Origin of the sequence: Pseudomonas sp. RA_35y_Pfl2_P32 (genome assembly GCF_963970735.1) — a bacterium.
Lineage (GTDB): Bacteria > Pseudomonadota > Gammaproteobacteria > Pseudomonadales > Pseudomonadaceae > Aquipseudomonas.
Genome location: NZ_CAXAQF010000021.1, coordinates 53,458 through 70,028 on the forward strand (window position 1 = coordinate 53,458; position 16,571 = coordinate 70,028).

Below are 16,571 nucleotides of genomic sequence, written 5' to 3' on the forward strand. Positions count from 1 at the left end.
TAGCCAAGCCGAGCGGAGCGTAAGACTTCACGAAGCATAGCTTCGGAAATTTCCTAGGCCATGTCGGACATTTCCCATTTAGGTACTAAAACTCCACTCCCACACTGACCTCCCTCCTTTAGGTGTAGATGAGCGATGCAGACCTTGACAGTTTTGGTGCTGGAGGATGAGCCCTTCCAGCGACTGGTCACTGTGACCGCGCTCGAAAAGCTGATGCTCGGGACGGTTCTGCAAGCAGCCGACGGCAATGAGGCCGTCCTGGCCCTGGCGGGCTGCGCGCATGTGGATATTCTTCTGTGCGACCTGAAAATGGCCGGCATGGATGGCCTGGCCTTTCTGCGCCATGCCACCAGCAGCGGCAAAGTGCGTGCCGTTGTGCTGTGCAGCGGACTGGACCCCGTCTTGCGTCAGGCCACCGTGTTGATGATCCACTGCCTTGGCCTGACCTTTCTCGGTGATTTGGGCAAACCGTTCAACATCGAGGGGTTCAACCAACTGGTCAAGCGTTACAAGTCACACTGCAACGCCGCGCCAAGGTCGCTGTTACCAGCTGAGATGCCAACGTTGAACGACGTGTTGCAAGGCTTGGACAACGGCGCGTTCGAGGCCTACTACCAACCCAAAATCAACCTGCAAGGGCAAACGCTGGTCGGCGCCGAAGTCCTCGCTCGCTGGGTGCACCCGCAGTGGGGAGTCCTGGCCCCTGCCCACTTTTTACCCGTGATGGAGCAGCACAACCTGATCGACAGAATGTTCTGGCATCTGTTTGAACAAGGACTGGCTCTGCACCGGCGCCTGGCCGCGCAGGGCTTGACGATCAACCTTGCGTTCAACCTGCACCCGTCTCAGTTGGCTTGCAGCGCATTGACCGAACGCATTCCGGTGATGCTCAAGCGCGCGCACGTGCCTGCGACCTGCGTGATCTTTGAGATCACCGAATCGGGACTGCTCAGTGCACCGGCCAGTAGCCTTGAGAATCTGGTGCGTCTGCGCATTCTCGGTTGCGGCCTGGCCATGGATGATTTTGGCGCCGGTTACTCCTCGTTGGATCGGCTCAGCGAATTGCCATTCAGCGAGATCAAACTGGATCGAACGTTTGTCCACAAAATGCAGAACCAACCCAGAAGTGCTGCGATCGTCAGTTGCTCGGTGGCACTGGCGCAGGCGCTGAACATCTCGCTAGTCATCGAGGGGGTAGAAACCGCCGAACAACAAAGCCGCCTGATCGAGCTGGGCTGCACGATTGCCCAAGGCTACCTGTTTGCTCGACCCATGCCGGAAAGCCACTTTATCGACTACTGTAGGAGCAAGCTGCTCGCAAGAGTAGGACCGATGACTAAAGGCAATGGCTTTGAACTATAATCGCGCCAGCCACAACGACTCTGCTACATCGCACTACCTCCACGGACGCTCCTTCTGCACGCGACTGGCTCCAGCCCTCTCTGACTCATTCGGTCTCTTCCCGATGTATTTACGCCTTTTCTGGCTGGCCTTGTGCACGCTGTCATTCAATTCCCTGGCGGGGGCCGCAACGTCGCCTTTGGCACCGCAGACGCTTTCCAGCCAGCTACACATCCAGCGTCAGGACATCGGGATTTCCGAAGTGGACTGGCAGTGGCTGCGCCACAAGGCCGAACTCAGGGTTGGCGTATCACCTGACGAGTCGGCACCGTTCTCAGTCAATGCCCAGAGCAATCAGTACGAAGGTATCAGCGCCGATGTAACGGCCCTCGTTGCTCAAATGCTGGTCCTAAAGATCAAAATCGTGCCATTTGCCACCTCCCTGGCCGCTGAGCAGGCCCTGCAAGCGGGCACCATCGATGTCATCACCCGCCATGGCAGCTATGAGGCGAGCCAGGGTCTGATTTCCAGCATCCCCTACGCCCGTGACCGGTTGGCGGTGTTCAAGCGCAGCGCTGAACCACGCGACTCGCCCACCGACCTGGCGGGTTTGCGGGTGGCAGTCACCGGCGACCATCTGCAGGAGTTGCAACAACGCTATCCACGGGCCGACCTGAAGGTCTATGGCAGCCATGATCAGGCCATAGCGGCCGCCGCCTTTGGTCAGGCAGATGTGTACGTCGACGATTTGTACAGCGCCTATTACCAGATTAACCGCTCGTTCTACGGCTATATGCGCTTCGAACGCTTCAGTGACCTGCCCATCAGCGGGTATAGCTACGCCTTGCGCGCAGACAACACGCGCTTGCAGCAATTGGTCAACGTCGCCATTGCGTCCATCGGCGACAACCAACTGATCAACATGGCCAAGCGCTGGGTCGGCAACAGCTTCATTCCCGACGAAGAGCCCATCGACCTCACCTCGCAACAGTTGCTCTGGATCGAGCGCCATCCGGTGGCTCGACTGGTGATCAATGACGACATGGCCCCCGGTGCATTTTTCGATGCCAACGGGGTTTTTTCCGGTGGCGTGGCCGATCTTCTTGAGGTCATCACCCTGAGCACCGGGCTGCATTTTCAGGTGATCTCGCGCGGCGGCGGTTACCCGCAAATCATCAACACCTTGCTCAAGGACGAAGCCGAGCTGGCCCTAATGACACCCAGCCCTGAACGTGAAGAGTCCTTGCGCTTTTCCAGGCCGGTCATCGACGGGCCCTTCGTGTTACTCAGCAACGCTGATCAGCCAGGCAACCTGGACAGTCTGGTCGGCAAGCGCGTGGCCATTCCCAGTGGCCACGTGGCGATACCGCAACTGCGCAAGCGTTACCCCGAAGCCATCGTGATCGAAGCGGGCGGCACACTGGACTCGATGAACCTGCTCTATGAACACAAGGCCGATGCCGCAGTGATTGCACTGCCTGCGGCGCGGTATTACACCGAGCGTCTGTTTCGCGACAAATTGGTCATTAACCATGTACTGGATCTGGGCTCCAGCACGGTCAATTTTGCATTGCGCCGCAGTGATGCAGAGCTGCAGTCCATCATCGATAAGGTATTGCAGACCCTGGGCCCGGATGAGCTCAGCGCGATTGCCAACCGCTGGCGCTCCCCCCCAGGCATGAGCGGACAAACCTGGGTCGACTACGAGCGCATGATCCGCCAGATTGTCATCATTGCAGGGTTGCTATTGTTGCTGGCGCTGGCCTGGGTGCTCTATCTGCGCCGACAGATCAATGCCCGGCTCAAGGCCGAGCACATGCTCAACGATCAACTGCAATTTGTCGAAACCTTGACTGACTGCATGCCGCCCCCGCTGTACGTGTGCGATGCCAACGGGCTTATCCTGTCGTGCAATCGTCGCTTCCTCGCAAGCGTTGGCTTGAGCAAAGAGCAGGTACTGAACAAGGCCGTGAAGGACTTGCCCGCAGAGCACTTCAAGAGCCCGCCCGAGTTTGATCACGATTACCACAACGCCTTGAGCGACGGTCAGATCCATGAGTCGGTGCAGATCATTGAGCTGCAAGGCAAAGCCGTGTCCATCAGTCATTGGGTGCAACCGTTCCACGACTGCCAAGGCATCATCAAGGGCGTTATCTGCGGCTGGCTGGACATCAGCGAACACCGCCAACTGGTGCATCAACTGCAAGAAGCCAAGAGTCAGGCGGACAGCGCCAGCCGAGCCAAGACCAGTTTCCTGGCGACCATGAGTCATGAAATCCGCACGCCCATGAACGCTGTGATCGGCATTCTGGAGTTGGCGCTCAAGCGCGCCACGCACGAGCCCATTGATCGTGCCAGCATTGAAATTGCCCATACCTCGGCGAAAAGCCTGCTGGAGCTGATTGGCGATATTCTCGACATTGCCCGTATCGAGTCCGGGCGCTTGAGCCTCACGCCCAATCGCGCCAACCTGCGCGAGCTAGTCGAGTCGGTGGCCCGTGTCTTCGAAGGATTGGCTCGACAGAAGCGCTTGCGTCTGATGCTGGAAATCGACTCCGACATCAACTGTGATGTGCTGGTCGATGCCCTGCGCTTCAAACAGATCCTCTCCAACCTGATCAGCAACGCGATCAAGTTCACTGAGGAAGGCACGGTCAAACTCAGCATCGTCGGTGCTCTGATCGACAACAACCAACTCCATGTCAGCCTCAGTGTTGAAGACACCGGCGTCGGAATCAGTTCAGTTGACCAGCAACGGCTGTTTCGCCCCTTCGCCCAGGTACAGCGCAATGTGCAACACACCGAAGGGGCCGGTCTGGGCCTGGTGATATGTCGCTCACTCTGCGATATGATGGGCGGCCAGTTGAGCATGAGCAGCGCGCTGGGTCGGGGCACGCAGGTCAACATTGAGTTACGCGTTCAGGTACTGGAACGTATCAGCGTCGCCCCACTGCTGGCCCCACCACAACCCAGACAGCGTTATCGCTTGCAGGTGTTGGTCGTGGACGATCATCAAGTCAATCGCCAGGTACTGTCTCAACAATTGAAGTACTTGGGCCACGATGTCACCGAGGCCGAAAATGGCCAACAGGCCTATGAGTCCTGGAACATCAATGCGTTCGACGTAATCATCACCGATTGCCACATGCCCGTCATTAATGGCGCCGAACTGACGCGCGCCATTCGACGAGAAGAACGGGAAAACGCGCTCGAACCGACCGTGATCATCGGTTTGACTGCCGATGCCCAACCTGAAGAACTGGAGATGTGCATTCTTGCAGGGATGAACGATTGTTTGATTAAGCCGATCAGCTTGGATGAACTGGACGCGCACCTGTTGGGACATCACCAGGTCGGCGAAACCGAACAACCCTCAACGGAACAATTGGTCATGGTTCCCGACTCGGTGCAATTGGTTGATCTTGGTCCGCTGGAACACCTCATCAGCAGCGAACCGATGAAGATTCGACAGATCCTTGATGAACTGATCAGGAGCAATCGCGAAGACTCTCAGCTGATGTCTGCGTTACTGCTGGAGGGCGAGATCGACAAGCTTGCGGAATTAGCACATCGCATTAAAGGCGCGGCGCGAGTGGTCAAGGCCGAGCATCTGGTTCAATGCTGTCGCAGCCTAGAAGCGGCGTGCCTTGACCCGCACGTGTCCTTGGACCGGATCAAGGAGTCAGTCGCTCAAGTCGAGGCGGGCATCGGGACACTAGAACAAGCCTTGCTCAGTCTCAGGAGATAACACGTCTTTTAGTTAGATTCACTCTCACCAATGGAGACCATAGCGAGTTTCTGTGTCGCCTTCCCCAGGCAGTGCGGATCAAGCTCACAACTCGATGTGGTTGACCACGAATTGAAGTTGCTCGGTCTCATAGGGTCTAGGGTGAGTAACCTGAACGGCCTCTTCAGGTCGATTCTGTTGAAAAAGTCGGTACTTCCAGACTGCCCACGTACTGACTGTGTAGGCGCTGATTGAAAACTGCCCCCCCCAACACTCGGCATCTGCTGCATCATTCTTGTTGCTTTTGACATAGGGTTTGACGAATTGCGGGGCCATGAGTCGCACGGTATGGCCAAGCGTTTCAAGCTTACGGGCCCAGTAATGAGCACTACTACAAGCTTCCATGCCGATCAGGCAGGGCGGTAAGTTGGCAAAAAAATACTGCCACCTGATCGCGCTTCAGTTGCTTGCGCAATAGGGGCTTGCCTCGCTCTTTCATGCCATGGATCTGGAACACGTTTTTGGCTAGGTCGATACCAACAGTTCTGATTTCCATGGCTGATTACCCCTTCGTGCAAGTGGATGGTGACACCACTCACTCTGGCACGGCGATACGATTATGGACGGGGGCGTCCATCCCATTGGTTACTGTGCTTGACCCGGGCCTCATCGGTCCCGCCGGAACCCGCAGTCACTCGCAAAATAGGCGGACACACCTGCCAAAAACGGAAGAATCAGGAAATCGACCACGGGGGAAGAAACCAATTTTTGAGCGTTTCACGGTGAAACACCACACATACTACCCGCCTAAAACTCGATGCAGATCGAACGAGATTGCGTCAGCTGAATCGGGGGTTTCGAAGAACAGTTACTTCAGGATTCCGATAAAAGCCAATCATTTTGTACCGCCTTCACAGCTTCAGGTCGCGTTGCCCCATTCCAGAGCGTGAAGCACGCGGCGAACCTGCCGAGCTCCGATCTCGGTATCACAGAGTAAAATAGGCACACTTCCTCCGAGTGCTTTGTTAGGCTTCGACATCCAGATAGCAGTCGCCTCTTTGCTTGCAAAGACCTCTTTGCCTAGATGACAGATAGAGGCAATTCGATCTAGTCGTTCGGACGCAATAGGATCGAGGTTTTTTTGCTCACGCCTACGCCGCTCGAGCGTGGAAATTGAAGCATTGAACAGCGTTTCTACGCTACGGTCTGGAAGGTCAAAGGTCACGCGAACAACTCGAAAAAGGTGAGCAGAAAAACCTTCCTTGAACTGGCGTAACCTTTCCGCGTCTTTGAGCAAGTAACGACTAGAGCTGAAATCCCAAAATGCGGCGACTACAGCCGCACGCGACTCATCTTACGTCTCTTACGCTTCGGAGTACCGTCGCAACGTCTGTAGCGCGCGCCCCATCAGCGGTTCGCCTACCTTCATCTTGTCGCCCAGGCTTTGATCTTCCTTGTTCTTCAACTCAACCGATTCCGTTTACTTTGCCATCGGAGTATTAGCGTTCTTACGCTACCACTCAATATCCTCCTGATGCAAAACTGCATTACTAGTTTGACAGGCTAAGTTCGGCCAAACGCCTCGGACTTTGGCGCCATCAAAGCGCCAGATTGAAGTGTCCAAATTCATTTGGCCACTTCAACTATTCATTCCTCTGAAGCCCCTCTCCTAGCCTTTGGAAGTGGGGCTGTCAATTGCTGCTCCGTAAGACCATGGCAGTAGGCGTTGTATTGCCAGATGACGAACTGCTCCAACAGGCCCTCGTTTTCATTTTTTAGCCGAGCATTTTCTTCCTCCAAACGCTTTATGCGATGAGCCGCCACAGTGATCGAAGCTGGAACTTTGACTTTTACCTTCCCGACGTCGCCTCTACCCTTCTTATGTTGGAACGCCTCCTGAATCTTTATGTAAGCGCTCAGGGTTTGACGCGTTGGACGTGTTCCAATAAGCGAGAGCAACGAGTCACAAAACGCTTCCCACGTGAGCCGGCCCTCCCAGCCATCCAGTTTTTGAAGAATCCTTTCAATATCAACAGCCGTCAGGTGCCTTGCCATTGTTTCCCCCCAAATGAAAAGGTCTAGTCGAGCGTCCCATTTTCCGAAAGCTTGGGCTGTGAACTCGTCGCTGATAACTCCCGCTTCAGCGGACTAAACTCCTGATCATTACTCAACCGCACGAGTGCCCCCACCTGGACTTCATCAGACTCAAGCAGCGAAATGAGCTGGTTTGCTCGGTCTAAGGTTTTTTGCTGATGAACAGTCCATCGATCAGCTCCGTAATAGCCCTCCCCCAGGGCCTGCTCTGCCTGGGCAAGCTGTAAGGCAATAGCATCTCGCTGCAGCTTCAGACGTTCGAGCTTCTCCGCATCACCGTTCACACATACCTGCTCGGCACAGTTCAAACAATCTCTGTGTTTCTGACACGGCAACATCGAGTAATCATGTACGCAGAAACCGAATTCGGTGACGTGGGCCATGACATCGCCGATGGCATCCAAGTCGGCCAGTGTTACCGGCATATTGGCGGTGATTTTCTCCAACGGCCCGGCCAAGGCTGTGAGCGCCGGAATGCTGTCAATTTTCTCCAGATATTCCTCATCGGACATGTGGTTGTAGGTGCTGTTCTGAGCAATATTGGCGCGGCCTGACCAACGAGCGATATCAAATTGTCCAAGGTCACCGCGCTGTGCCGTAGTGTTAAGAAAATGACGCACTTGATGGGTCGTCAAACTGACGCGACTGCCATCTGGATTTTTGTACCCATTCCGATCCCATACTGTTTGCATATCCCTAGTGCCGCTGGTGATGGACAAAGCGCTGCTGATACTGCTGCTTCCCGGCCCCCAGATAATGATTGGCGATACGCCTCTCTGAAGGTGGAGTTCATTAAGTCGCATGCAAAATAGACTGTCGGACCACTTTAATTTCTGCGATCTATTTTTCCATGGAAAGTCTTTTGGCAGCCTCGAACGTGCATACTCATTTAGGTCTGACAACGTAACAGTATCTATAGAAATACTGCTTTTGTGCAGAAAATTCGCTATTGGATTAGCTAAATTTTTAAGAATACTTCGAGCCGTATAAGCATGCCCTCCATACTCAATACCAACAGCATCACAGACCTGTGTCAGTGTTAGCACCGTGTGGCTGTCTACCTTCGGACATTTCGGGTGCCGGTAGAACTCACTAGGATATTCCTCATACCACTTCGCTATCCGTCGACCTTCATCCGTTAGTTCTATAAGCCGACCAACAGCTTTTACTGCGACATCTTTGAATACTGTTGGGACCCATTTCAAATTTGGACCAAAACCTTTACCTGAATAAAAGCGTAAACCTAGCCTTTCCTCGCCCTCCGAATCAGCTTCATAGTATAAGCAGTCCTCCGGAAGATCATGGACTTCTGAAATGCGTGAAGGCGCACACATCAATAGCGCAAACAGTGACACTACGTATTTATCGGCTGAATTTTGCGGATTGTTTGCGAATAGTTCCGCCATATAATGCAATACATGCTCAGGTGGCATTTTATCTTGGCTTGCTTTTTTTCCTTCCCTATCTGTTCTTCCTATTCCTTTAGGGCCTGAAATAGAGCACTTCCACTGAAATTTCCTGTCCACCATCTTATGCTCAAGCAGAAAACTGACGAGTCGATTCAATTCTGAACTGGCCTGATTACCACAAAATGGATAATGTTCACGCGCCTCCACCACGGCTTGATCCAGTACTACCGGATCGACTAGGGAAATATCGGCAACTTTCTTAACTTTCAACAACGCCGGTTCTATACAACGAATGGCTATAATACTAAAGGAAGTAGCTCTAGCACGTGGATGATGCGCTTTTTGATAGGTGACATATGCCTTAGCAAAAGGAATGATGTCCTGACTCAGCAAGCTTGCTGCATCTGTCTTGCGTGCATTGATGCCAGCCTTTATAAAGCCAACCTCGCCCTTCCAACAATGACTGTCCCAATCAATCTCCGGCGCTAATACGTCTAGGTCTTGACGGCAGCGAATGGTAAACGCTTGCACATTGGCTTTGGCCCCGATACTTTCGCTAGGGGTAAACTTGAATATCTTAGCCATTACGATTTTCCCTCTTCGAATCCGCACAGCGCCGCACCACTTCAGTGACTGCTAGAATCAGGCGATCATTGGCCGAGGATATTTTGATGTCCTGCGTTACTCCCCATATACGGTCACTACTGGCAAGGAGTTCATTCAGCACTTCTTCGTGTGGACCATCTACCCACGGTTGGAAGTGCGAACAGGTGTAACAAGCGATCGGGGCTAACGCCCCACAAAAGCCATAACTTCCACAGGTGCCCACATTCACGCGCCCATTGGAAATACGGCTGCTGGGGTCATCTCCTCGGATAGCCTCCCGCTCCGATGTCACCAGAACCCCCTGAAAGGCCTGAGCCAGAGGCGCCAGCTGTTGCGCGACCGCTTTATCGATGCGCTCGACAATGTCCGACAGACTTTTTATGTAATAACCCGCATTCTGCAAATCAGAGTGATCCAGTACTTCCGCCACGACGGCGATACCGTAGCCTTGGCGTGCCAGGTTAGTCCCGAGCGTTGACCTAAAACGGCGCGACGTCAGGTTCAGGGGTTCACCCGTTCTCTCGGAAAACACGCGGTGTGTTTCCGAAAATCGGGTTAAAGCGGTATTACATATCGTAACGGGTGCGTGGACATAGTCGAACTGCAAGAGACTCAACAAGTCTTGCTCGGTTGTCCGGTACGAGACATCTGCAAAATCAGAAAAAAGCGGTAGCTCCTGGATAAGAGCAGCCGAAAGAGGAAACTCGACAAGGGACTGCAACTTTCTTACGGTATCAGCCACCTGCAATTGCAATATTAACCATAGATCTTCGTCGATGGCGTAAGAGGTAAATGTGGAACGCCACAGAGCATGCCGCTGCTTCGCGCGAGGAAAGTTGATTTCATAGCCTGCAATGCCGTTTCTTGTGGTTGTCCGCACGTCTTTGATCTTCAGGGCAACAATTTGGATCGACCGCCGCCCCGTGTAAAGTAAAGTGAGGATCAAGGCAAACGCTTCCAACCTCAAACGACGCGTTGAATAACAAGTTATCGCGATATCAAGTACACCTTGTATTTCAATGTCAGTCAACGCACCGTTCAGACTGTCCATCTGCAGGACTGCACGTCCGGTTTCATTCCCTTTCAACACCCAAGCCTGTAACGTCTTAATGAACTCCTCATTTATCCCAGGATGACCTTGCCTGTACCAGGTAACAAAAAAACCTCTCAACCCCCCAAGATAATGCTCTTTCGATGAATCTAAACTTGATCGATAGGCAAGGAGCGATCGTGTATCTAGTTTTCCTCCCGTAAATCTAAAAAACCATTTTGCTCTCTGACAAACGTTATTGGCATGTGACGCCGAAAACATTACTGCATAATATTTTAGCGTAGCCAGAAATGATGTTTTTACATCTCCAGACAGGGATTCGACCCACTGCAAGTTAATGGCAATATCTTTATTTAAGCGCCAAATAAGTGAGTATCGATCGAAATCCCACCCATCGCGAGAGCGAAGTACTTCGTGCTGTTCTGCTTCCGGATGAATATCGATCACAGGTCTACTCCTTCCGAACTTTCAGCGCCTCTTGGAACCCCAATGCGGCCTTAGCAGCCTTTTCTTTGATATGACGTTTATCGTACGTAACTGCGGTACCGGAGGTTTCGGACCAGCCCATCAGGTAAGCCCGCATCTTGTGCTCCTGCTCAGGCGACACATTGCCTGCCGCGTCGGTGATACGCGAGAAATCATAGTTCCACGTATGCCTGAACGCATGGGCATGAACGGCTGAAAATTCGTGGGTCATGCCTTGAACGGTGGCCATCAGCTTGCCAAAACTGCTATTCGACATCGGACTGCCCTGACTCGGACCGGCTTTGTGTGTCACCAGCAAATAGGGGTGCTTTCTCGCCTGACGAAAGCAGGCTCTGAAGCGCAAAATATAGTCACTCAATGCCTTCTGCAGCGCGTCATTGATCGGAATGTGCCGTGGTTTTGTCTTGACCAGCGGTTGGTGCCGACGACTGTCGTGTGAGCTGTCTGGGCGTCGGACAATGCTGAGCGTGGACTTGCTAAAGTCCACGTCCTCCACCCTCAAGTTCAACAGTTCACCGCGCCTGATGCCCAGATAACGAAGTAATGCCACGATCAGATGATTGCGTTGTTGTACGGCTTGATCCGCAAAGGGGTTCTGCGGATGGCCAGGTCGCAGAAATTCCAGCACATCATCTACGACCTCAAGGTCCAAGCCCTTCTCATCCCGGTCCACCGCCGTTGAGTGGGTAGTTTTCGGTCTGTAGGCGTTGATCCGCCCGACCATCTCACTCACCGCACCGTCAGCAAGACAGTTGGTCCGCCCAACACGCAAGGTCTCCGCCAGGAAGCCCAAGTACCTGCCAATCGTACTGAGCCGCGAAAATTGAGTCTGAGTGGTGACATTAGACACGCTGCGTGTAACGGCTCGTCCTGCTTTGAACCCGAGTCGGACGACCTTGAAGGTCGTACGTGGGCGCTCCTCACTTAACAGGCGCGCACTGAAGCCGACCAGGGAAGTAATGTCTTCAAGTCGGAGCAGTTTGCCTGTCAAAAACAACGCTTCGAGGTTGAGGCCTCGATCCGCCTGCCAGGCATACAGGACTTTGAGTGCGGTCAGCGACGCGTGCACAGTCGAAACGGAAAAACCGCCGGCACGGACCTGGGTAGTAATAAATAGAGAGGGGTAGTACAGGGGAATGCCGGTCTGTACATCTACCAACAATTTGTGCCGCTCGCCGTGGCGGAACTGAATGTGTTTGATCGCCAACACGCTCATCAGGATCGCACTCCGTGAAAACTTTACGTTTTCCAAGGTAGTGGATAATTCCGAAAACAGCCAAATCGGAGTTACAAACTTTACAACGTAAACTCATAAAAAAAGCCCCGATTAAGGGGCTTTTCAGCTAAAACTTTACGTTTTAGTCACAGGTATTCACTAGAAGGGTAGTTCACATAAGAACCGCTTAAGAAAAAATACAATCGCTCTATAGCCCTTATACTACGAGGGACACAGCTAAATTGGTAAGCGCAGAATTTTGTAAAACGTAAAGAACGACGCGACATCCACGGTCGAACGATGCCACTCACGCTTATCTGACAAGTCGCTGTAAAGATCACGCTTTACGTTTTTTCCCGCTGACGACTGGTGCTCATCACCCTTTCCGCCTCTACCAAAGTTGACCTAACATAACTGTCCGCTAGGAGTCAGAAACGGCCCCGTTAGCAAATTAGCCATAAGCGTTCCGCCAACTCACCTTGCGTGGTTGGGGTATTGCGCAGACTCGCCCATCCAATTCGACCTGACCAGCCATTTGCATGGAATTGACCACCACATTTCATGACCTTGACCGGCAGAGAACGACTGTGGATTCAAACGGTGGATGTAACAATAGCCAGCCTACGCACCGTCTTGGAGCCTGTATGCTGAAAGCAAAAGTCAGAGCCGTTTGTAGGAGTCAGCGATGAAAATAACCGGAAGAGTCGAAGTCGAGACCGTCACGGACGTCGTGTGCGATGTGTGCCGTTGCTCCACCCGCTTGGATACTGGCGGGCATCAGTTCGGCACCCTACAAGCACACTGGGGGTATGGCACTGCCCATGATGGGGAGCGCTATGAACTGCACCTGTGTGAGGAGTGCTTCTTCCGAACGCTGGCTTACCTCAAGCAGGAGCGGCGAACTCAACATCTGCTCAGCGAGGATGGCCAGGATCTCACCGATAATCTCGGTCTGGTCGCGAAGGATGATTATTTTGGTGACGCTGGGAGCCGATAGATAGTCTCCGCAAATCGCAAGCGGTCGGATACGAAGTAGCGTTTGCCCAGAACCCCTTGCATGGTTAGACGGGCGCCCACTTATGCGGCAGTAGCTCGGTAATCTCACTCGCACGCTGCGTCGGCAGACGTGTGAGGATGCCCTTCAAATACTCGTATGGATCATGCCCATTGATTCGCGCCGACTGGATCAAAGTCGCCGCAGTGGATGAGCGTTTCAATTGGGTAGAGCAGCGCGGATCGCGCCGACATCGCCGACAACGTGCGCTGCGCGCTTGCCATGTTGGATGAAAACTTGGAGTTCATCAGAGACGGAATCACAGAGCTTTCAACCTCTGGCCGTCCACGTGCCTGAGCAGGTTGGAGCAGGTCAAATCGACGTCGTAGCGTGATACGGTAGAAAACCGCATTGGAGTAGCCATCGCGGTAATAGGGACATGAAGAGAATGTATGCGATATTAACATCGCAATGCGGAGAGCAATCTCACCACCGTGGCCTACTGCCTCGTAGCAGTGGGTACTGTAGGCGTTGATCCGCTACGAGACTGCACTCTATTTGACTATCTCTTTGAGTTAGACGTGACAATAATCGATCCAAGAATCACTAGCAAAATTACTGGTGTCGCTCTGGACCGTGATAAACATGATAAATAATATTAGAAGGACTTAAACCATGTCATGGAAGCTATCCAACAATGCGCTTGAGCAACAGCTAGAGAAGCTCTTTCATAAAGATGAAATTGATTTCGGGAAGCCTGGATTTTACGACGAGCCCAATTTTCTAAAAAATGAGGAACGAGATCCAAGATATCTAGAAAATTACGCACGTTATGTCGAAGCTCGCGCCTACGATACAAATTATTTGACAGAGGCTAAGCGGAAAATTGAAATTGCCGTCCAAGTACTATTTTCAGCGGTAAAAAAGGATGGGCGTCTAGGCGCATGTGTTGATGTTTCTGGAATGCTCGGACGGATGCTTGATCGTCTCGGTATCTGGAACTATGTTGCGACGACAACGTTGACCATTGACTTCCCGGCCAGCGCTGACCGCCCCCCTCAACATTTCTGGACCTTTGATGTACGTTCTTTCACTGCGGCTCATGCGATCGTTGTGGCTCCACCGTTCTACGTGGTGGATGTTACCGCTGCGCTCCAGGCGTATGAGCGACCAGTCCTCAATTTTCTTCCGAATTTCATTGTTTCCGAAACTTTCACTTCGGCCAGTTGGAAACCTGAAGATCTGATGAATCATCAAATGTTGCGTTCTATACCGTTACAGTTTGGGAACTTTAATAACTTTCTTAAACGAACCAACCCTCAGATGTTGTCTGTAATGAATGCACTACCGGCTAGACAGGTTTCACACGGCGAGACAACCCTCAGGTACGTCATTGTAGCCGTAGGCGGAACCATCGAACCCCTGGAAGGAGTCGTGGGCTACAAACCCTGCGGACGTACAGCCCTTACTATTTTCGACCAAGATATATTGCCGCTTGTTGAATGCTCCTGATTTTAACAAATGGTGATTTCTCGACAATTAACCAGAGAGCCCTTGCCTCTGCTTGAAGCATAAGCCGTCACTGCTTTTGCGAGCATGACTTGAGATCTATTTCACGCTTTCCTGGCAGCCTTCATCCTCCAATAGCGGACCTTCATCAAGGTCTGCTTCGGCTCGATAGCGGTCTGCGGGTCACTTCCGCTTAGGCTCTTTCCCTGAAATGCAAAGACCAGCACGTGATGGAGCCTGCGAGAAGCAAATACTCAGCTGCTGAAACCTCACAGTAATCACCTATTGTGACATTTTAACGGAAAATTCATTTTGGCCGCCCTGTGCGCCTTATTTCACGGGGCCTCCGTACGGAATCGCGAAAACTCGACCCTCACTTGTTTACAAGTAGTATAAATAGCGCTGTGTGACATTTAAGGTGCCCATCATGACCGACAACCCTATCGTGGATATCCTCAAACATGAAGGACCGATGCTGAGCAGTGACCTATCGAAACTGCTGGAGCAGCGGTATGGCTTGAATCCAACAGCCGCCAGAAAACGCGTTGAACGCGGTGGTGATGGGATTAACAAACTGAGCCAAATCGTTTTTCCTCACCGGGCTCGCTTTGTGTATCTAGAACAAAGTTACGGCTCCCCTTACTTTTTCCACAACCTGATGGAAGCTCTGAAGAAAACGCGGAGTGCGTATTACCTAGCTTTGAGGGCGCTAGAGCTGCGCGACAACGTGATGCCTCGGGCGCATTTCCTCATCTCGTGCGGCGCTCCCATCGCGCAGAAAAGACACATCTCAGCCGAAAGCCTGCTCGAACGACTGATTAAAGCTGGGCTGGTGAAGGAAGTTGATCTTCCAGTTGGACAGATTTCCATTATGCGATGCGATAGGGAGCAGCTGTCGGACATTCCATCCATGTGGGGGAAAATGAAAGGCCGCCTAATCGCAGAGAAGGTCACGCTCCTGGCTGTCAAAGACTGGGCGAGAAACCTTGGGATGGTGAGCTATGAGTCAGTTGAGACTAGGGAGGATGAGGATCGCGAATCGTTGCCTAAGGTAGGCACTTTCAACTGGGACCTAGCAGGTCCCTCCTACCTGCATCCAATGCGGACTTACACCAGCACAGCCTTGAAACCTGGCTTTTTCGTTTGCGATATAGCGCTAAACGGATGGATCTCACCGGACGATATCGGCGCGTTCCTGCACAAATGCGTCACCCTCCGCAGCTTACCGAAAATCGGCAAATGCCTTCAGGTGTTCGTGGCTGAGGCCTATCAAACCGAGGCATTTGCGCAGCTAAAAAGTGAAGGCGTCATCCCGGCAACCACTGAAAGCCTATTTGGCCACGACGTAGCTCTTGCGTTGAAAAACTTATGCAACGTTCTAAACGACACAGCCAAGCTCATAGAAAGCCCAGCTGCACTAGATAAAGTCTTCAACGACCTATCCCGCATAGAGGGTGCGTCCTATTCCTTACGTGGGAGCCTTTTCGAATTTGCAGTGGCACAGATCGCTAGGTCTACGTTCGCCGGATACGATCAAGAGATGAATCGCATCGTGAAGGACGTTATGGGGAAACAGGCCGAAATCGACGTTCTTGCGGTACGCAAAAATCATGAGGTCATCTTCATTGAGTGCAAGGGTATCCATCCGGCGAGCACCCTTGACGACAAAGAGGTGATCAAATGGCTGGATAAGCGAATCCCTGTCCTAAGGGGAGCTGCGAAAATTCATTCGGACTGGGCAACTCTGACCCAGCGCTATGAGCTGTGGACTAGTGGCAGGTTTTCAGAGGAAGCAATAGCCCTCGTGAGCGCTAGACAGGAAGAAAGCAGCAAGCTGGTGATTCAGATCCGCGACGCTGAATACGTTCTCGCCGAAGCAAAGGCTAGTAAAGAGGCCGGTCTGCTGAAGACATACGAACAACATTTCGTTAGACATCCTATGCAGGAATTCGAGGCCGAGAAGAGACGACAACAGCGCAGGGAGGATCGAGCAGCTAAGCGCCGCTTGGCAACCCCTGCCACGCCGCTACCACCTCTTGCATTGCCTACACTGGCCGAGGCCGCAATGTGCGTTTCTGTGAATCCCGAACTCTAAGGAAGACTCAGCACTTTGCCGTCCGACTTCCGGCCGATACGAA

The 16,571-nt window shown here is 52.6% G+C and carries 10 protein-coding genes and 2 pseudogenes; 5 read left to right on the plus strand and 7 right to left on the minus strand.

Features of this window, described 5'->3' with window-relative positions; all coding sequences use genetic code 11:
• The first annotated feature begins 135 nt into the window (after positions 1 to 135).
• Together AACY45_RS20870 and AACY45_RS20875 are read left to right on the plus strand one after the other, a co-directional pair.
• Complete coding sequence (locus AACY45_RS20870) at positions 136 to 1,362, plus strand: EAL domain-containing response regulator (RefSeq protein ID WP_339547213.1); 1,227 nt, start codon at positions 136 to 138, stop codon at positions 1,360 to 1,362.
• 103 nt (positions 1,363 to 1,465) lie between these two features.
• Entirely contained in the window at positions 1,466 to 5,089 is a 3,624-nt protein-coding gene (locus AACY45_RS20875; RefSeq protein ID WP_339547214.1) for a response regulator, read from the plus strand.
• 252 nt (positions 5,090 to 5,341) lie between these two features.
• Here AACY45_RS20875 and AACY45_RS20880 read toward each other — a convergent pair.
• The 6 genes and pseudogenes from AACY45_RS20880 to AACY45_RS20905 form a co-directional block, all read right to left on the minus strand.
• Positions 5,342 to 5,624 (minus strand): annotated as a pseudogene (locus AACY45_RS20880) (IS110 family transposase); the annotation flags it as partial.
• A 363-nt stretch (positions 5,625 to 5,987) separates the two neighbouring features.
• Positions 5,988 to 6,365 (minus strand): type II RES/Xre toxin-antitoxin system antitoxin, encoded by a 378-nt coding sequence (gene parS, locus AACY45_RS20885; RefSeq protein ID WP_339547215.1) that lies wholly within the window; start codon positions 6,363 to 6,365, stop codon positions 5,988 to 5,990.
• A gap of 350 nt (positions 6,366 to 6,715) precedes the next feature.
• Positions 6,716 to 7,123, minus strand: a complete 408-nt coding sequence (locus AACY45_RS20890; protein ID WP_339547216.1) for a hypothetical protein — start codon at positions 7,121 to 7,123, stop codon at positions 6,716 to 6,718.
• A 23-nt stretch (positions 7,124 to 7,146) separates the two neighbouring features.
• Positions 7,147 to 9,156: an integrase gene (locus AACY45_RS20895; RefSeq protein WP_339547217.1), complete on the minus strand. Its 2,010-nt coding sequence runs from the start codon at positions 9,154 to 9,156 to the stop codon at positions 7,147 to 7,149.
• Positions 9,149 to 10,675, minus strand: a complete 1,527-nt coding sequence (locus AACY45_RS20900; RefSeq protein WP_339547218.1) for a site-specific integrase — start codon at positions 10,673 to 10,675, stop codon at positions 9,149 to 9,151. The genes AACY45_RS20895 and AACY45_RS20900 overlap by 8 nt, the downstream gene beginning before the upstream one ends.
• A 4-nt stretch (positions 10,676 to 10,679) precedes the next feature.
• The gene (locus AACY45_RS20905) at positions 10,680 to 11,930 is read right to left on the minus strand and encodes a tyrosine-type recombinase/integrase (RefSeq protein ID WP_339547219.1); all 1,251 of its coding nucleotides are present in this window, start codon (positions 11,928 to 11,930) and stop codon (positions 10,680 to 10,682) included.
• Positions 11,931 to 12,615: 685 nt separating this feature from the next.
• On the opposite strand from AACY45_RS20905, the gene AACY45_RS20910 reads away from it, so the two are divergent.
• Positions 12,616 to 12,927 (plus strand): hypothetical protein, encoded by a 312-nt coding sequence (locus AACY45_RS20910; RefSeq protein ID WP_253418127.1) that lies wholly within the window; start codon positions 12,616 to 12,618, stop codon positions 12,925 to 12,927.
• Positions 12,928 to 12,991: 64 nt separating this feature from the next.
• On the opposite strand, the pseudogene AACY45_RS20915 reads toward AACY45_RS20910, so the two are convergent.
• Positions 12,992 to 13,123: pseudogene (locus AACY45_RS20915) on the minus strand (transposase domain-containing protein); the annotation flags it as partial.
• 476 nt (positions 13,124 to 13,599) lie between these two features.
• Between AACY45_RS20915 and AACY45_RS20920 the strand changes: the two are divergent.
• Together AACY45_RS20920 and AACY45_RS20925 are read left to right on the plus strand one after the other, a co-directional pair.
• Complete coding sequence (locus tag AACY45_RS20920; protein WP_339547220.1) at positions 13,600 to 14,436, plus strand: hypothetical protein; 837 nt, start codon at positions 13,600 to 13,602, stop codon at positions 14,434 to 14,436.
• Positions 14,437 to 14,860: 424 nt separating this feature from the next.
• Entirely contained in the window at positions 14,861 to 16,528 is a 1,668-nt protein-coding gene (locus tag AACY45_RS20925; protein WP_339547221.1) for a hypothetical protein, read from the plus strand.
• The last annotated feature ends 43 nt before the right edge of the window (positions 16,529 to 16,571 follow it).